This is a genomic window from Pseudomonadota bacterium, assembly GCA_039714795.1.
Lineage (GTDB): Bacteria > Pseudomonadota > Alphaproteobacteria > JAGOMX01 > JAGOMX01 > JBDLIP01.
Genome location: JBDLIP010000142.1, coordinates 1 through 3,952 on the forward strand (window position 1 = coordinate 1; position 3,952 = coordinate 3,952).

Sequence of the window (3,952 nt, forward strand, 5' to 3'; positions counted from 1 at the left end):
GTTTTTGATGGCTCTCTTGAAAAAGGCTTTGGCAGCAACTTTATCCCTCTTGGCCCGCAATAAGAAATCAACTGTGTAGCCTTCCTTATCAACTGCTCTGTATAGATAAACCCATTTGCCACTCAGTTTGATATAAGTCTCGTCCATTCTCCAGCTACTGCCAACAGGCTTTTTGCGTTTACGAACACGCTTGTCGATCAGTGAAGCAAAACGTTTAACCCATATTTGCAGGGTTGAGTGGTCAACACTTGCGCCCCTCATCAGCATCATCTCTTCCAACTTGCGATAACTGAGAGAGAATCGAAACTTCATATAGATAAACATCAGGATTACTGAAGCTGAAGAACTGAATCCATTAAAATGATGTGAGAGTTTTTCTGAAACTTTGAACATTTGAGCACCTACCTTCATGGTGAAGATACCTCAATCTTTACTGGACGGCAACAGATGCGACGGAACCGTATAACACACACACCAACTTGGAAAATACCCCAGCCTTTTTCTACTCTTAATCGCCTGCCATCTTGACAGAGGTATTGAAAGCAAGCTAAGCAACAACAATCAAAGAGTGGCAGAATTTAATAACGAAGCAAAGGGAGAGGTATCCATGTTTGTTGGCTATTTTCGCTGTCTAACGGCGCGGGTTGTGATTGTTAGCTATCTGTGGTCGCAAGTTTTAGGTGGTTTTGCTTGTCAAGCTACAGACCAGACTACAGAGCAACAAGCAAATCTGGAATATTCTAGTGCTGGCGCAAGTTACGGCTTGAGCTCAAGTTGTAGCTCTACTGAGGAAAATAGCTACAGCCCTATTACAATGGTAGGTTACAGCAGTGAACCTGTTTTGTGGTGGAGCTCTGACACAGATAGTTATACCTATAGTTCCAGCAGTGATTCCTCCAGTGATACAGATGATAGAATCCCCGAATCTCGCTATCACTACAGTGAACAATTGAATCACATTTTACACAACCTGTCGCATTGGCCTGGAGATTGGCAGGGAACTGTTGAGCAGAAACAAACTGATCAAACCTGGAGCCAACGGAAACTGTTGATTCAGCGGCATCAAATTCGTTTTTGGCAAGATCAACCGCCGCAAAATGATGCAAAAGAATCTCTAGCTCCTTTGGTTTTATCTTCTGTGCAAAAGTTGGATATCACAGATAATCAGGTGACTTTAACCACAGGTGAGACAAGTCATGTGTTTAGAGCCCCAGTCGATTCACAGACTTGTATAAGCACGCTACAGCAGTTTTTTGCGCATCAAAAGCAGTGGGAAGCTTTACATCATTTAGGAACATCTTTTGTTGATCGCGCGGTTACCTGTGGGCGGATGATTATAGAAGAATATGATGTTCCCAATCGTCTCAAGACGATTCCTGCGGCTAATGTAGGAGGTATTGCCGGTGGTGATAAGTTTATCGTGCATGGGATTTTGTTTAAGTTTGCCAAGGATCAAGAAATAAAAGATGAGGTCTGGCTGTATGGCGGTAAATCGCAAAAAGATCATTTGGCCTTTAAAAATGCCGGGCAAGAACTGCTGGGAGCTCAGTATGTTACCAGTTATGGGGGATTGTTTGAAACTCCGTTGATGGCAGTGATTGATTATCGTGGCTATCGATTGATGGCAACTTCGTTGATCCCGATTACATCTACCTCTTTGGTTTATGGCTCAGCTGATGCTGGTAAAACAGTCCATGATGCGAACCTGCAAGTAAGACAAGCTATGGATCAGATGGGAAGTGCATTTAACCTGCAACCGCACCCGGTAAAAAACATCAATATGGCTTTGTGCTGTGATGTGGAAGTGCATGAATGCGAGTTGAACCAAGATCAGATAAGCTATTATTGTCTCGATCTGGCTCGAGTTTTTCCTCCTGAAACCATGCAAAGTCTTGATACTGCCCAAAGTGTGTTTTATCAAAAACTGCGTCCTGAATTTGTGAGGAACTATTCTCAACCCTTAAATGCCGATGGCTTTACTGATTGGGTGGGAGATGCGCAGGCCCAGCAAGATAACCAAGCCTTGCTACAAGCCACCCTATATCTGCGTAAGAAGACAATTCCAACAACTGTAACGCAGCTGCTAACTCCTGAGGTTATGAAGCTTCTACGTCAGTCGATGAGTAAACAAGCGGCGACTCATTCACAAGAGTTGCGCCCGCTACCTTTAGTTACAAGCCTGCACCAACAGGGATTAAACGTTCGGCATTTAGGGCTCATTTGGCAATATTTGCAAGTTTTACCAAGGCTTGCAGACTTGTCTGATCCTCAAGATAGACAAGATTGGAAATTTCTCCAACAACATGTGGCCAATGTAATGGTGTTGCGGGTTTTGAAAGATTATGCCCGGCAGTGTTTGCGCGCCGAAAGCCAGAGCGGCGATGATGGCAAGGAAACTTTGCTAGAAATCATGAACGACATCACCTGCAAATCACCGCAAACTCGGGGGTTTTGGCAACAACAGGTTCCGCAGCTGTTACGTAACAAGTTTCAGATTGATATTGCTGATCTTTGCACATTCTTGCATCAAGGCTACTTGTTGAGCAACTTCTGCCGCAGCATGGGGGTATTGTTAAACCATCATGTTTTTGCGCGCTTCTGTCATTACTATGATAAAAGCATTGCCTTTGAGTACGGCTTGTCAGATATCGTCGACATTCGGCCAACCATTAAATATCTCAACATAATTGATCTGGCCAGCGGGATTTATCACACTATGAAAGCGCGAAAGGCTAGAAATCCGCACTCCCGGGTCGCCTTGGAATACTGGCAAAGAGCTCAAGAAAAGTTGGCTCTCTGTGCTTTGACCTGGCCGTTTACCAACTCAGCCTTGTTGCCACAGGCGCTTGCGGAGTTATTAAAGGGGTTGAAAACCAGCATCAACCAGATTAAGCAAGCGCAGGCAGCCAATCCTTCTGCAAATTTGCGGATGTCTCGAGCGCTAGCAGCGTATTCAAAGACTCCTCCACATTCACCACGACAGCAACCCAAAGCAGACCTTGACTCAAACCAACCGGCACCGACTGCTTCAGGAACTTTGCCTGACAACAGTGACTGCATCAGCTCTAATCCCAACAATACGTGGTGGCAGTCTTTTGCAGCAAACCAAGCAGGACTACCAGGGGTTGCCGCAGCAAACTCAGAAATTGTCAAGCGTTTGCTGCAAAGCACTGAGGCGGAAATTGATGTGGTAGTCCAGGGTATTTATCAATTACAACACACCCCCCTGCAATCGCAACGGGATCGACTCAGGGTGGCTCGGTTGATTTTACGGCTCCAGCCTGTAGAAGTGCTACTGAAGGATCAAATGATCGATGCTTTGATACGTGATCTAAAGCAGGTGCAATTGGGCAATGCTGCTGCGAATAAAATCTTACAAAGATTACGGCAGTATTATAAAGGCCAAGCGCATGCTTACAAACAAGCCAGTCCTGCGCAACGAGAAAACCTACTATTACCTCGGGTGACTCTGCGTTTGTTTGACCAACCAACTGGCTATCGTTGCCAGCAAGATAAGGCCTATGCCTTAATGGGCATTAATGCCTATGGAGAAAAGGCTTCCATGTTGCAACAGGAAATGCTTGTGCCTTTTGGGCTTAGCAGTCAACCGACAGCTGCTAATTTTATCACAGACAACGCTGTTGGTTTGTGGCAGAAACTATTGTTTGGTCGGGGCAGTGCGCCGGCGACGTTGCTGGTGTTTGATGATGTTGATATTTGGCAACCACAAGAGGATAGCTTACTCGATAAAAAAGTTTTAAAATCCCTAAGCCGGGGGAAACTAGCAACGATTTTAAAGCATCACCCGGAACAACAAGCGGGATTTACGGTTAAGAAAACCCATCATGTATTGCTATAGGCACCTGCAGATGAAAAGGTAAAATTCGCTTTTTCGTGTGGTATAATATAAGGATAAGTTACCCCAGTCCTTGGAGTTATAATGCGGAGCTAT

At 45.0% G+C, this 3,952-nt stretch carries 2 protein-coding genes; one reads left to right on the forward strand and one right to left on the reverse strand.

Translation table 11 applies throughout. The features are described 5' to 3' along the window. Window positions 1–393 (reverse strand): IS6 family transposase (locus ABFQ95_07940; protein ID MEN8237450.1); only part of this gene is annotated, 393 nt, incomplete at its 3' end. A 175-nt stretch (window positions 394–568) separates the two neighbouring features. Here ABFQ95_07940 and ABFQ95_07945 point away from each other — a divergent pair. Continuing rightward, window positions 569–3,859, forward strand: coding sequence for a hypothetical protein (locus ABFQ95_07945; GenBank protein ID MEN8237451.1), 3,291 nt, complete (start codon window positions 569–571; stop codon window positions 3,857–3,859). The last annotated feature ends 93 nt before the right edge of the window (window positions 3,860–3,952 follow it).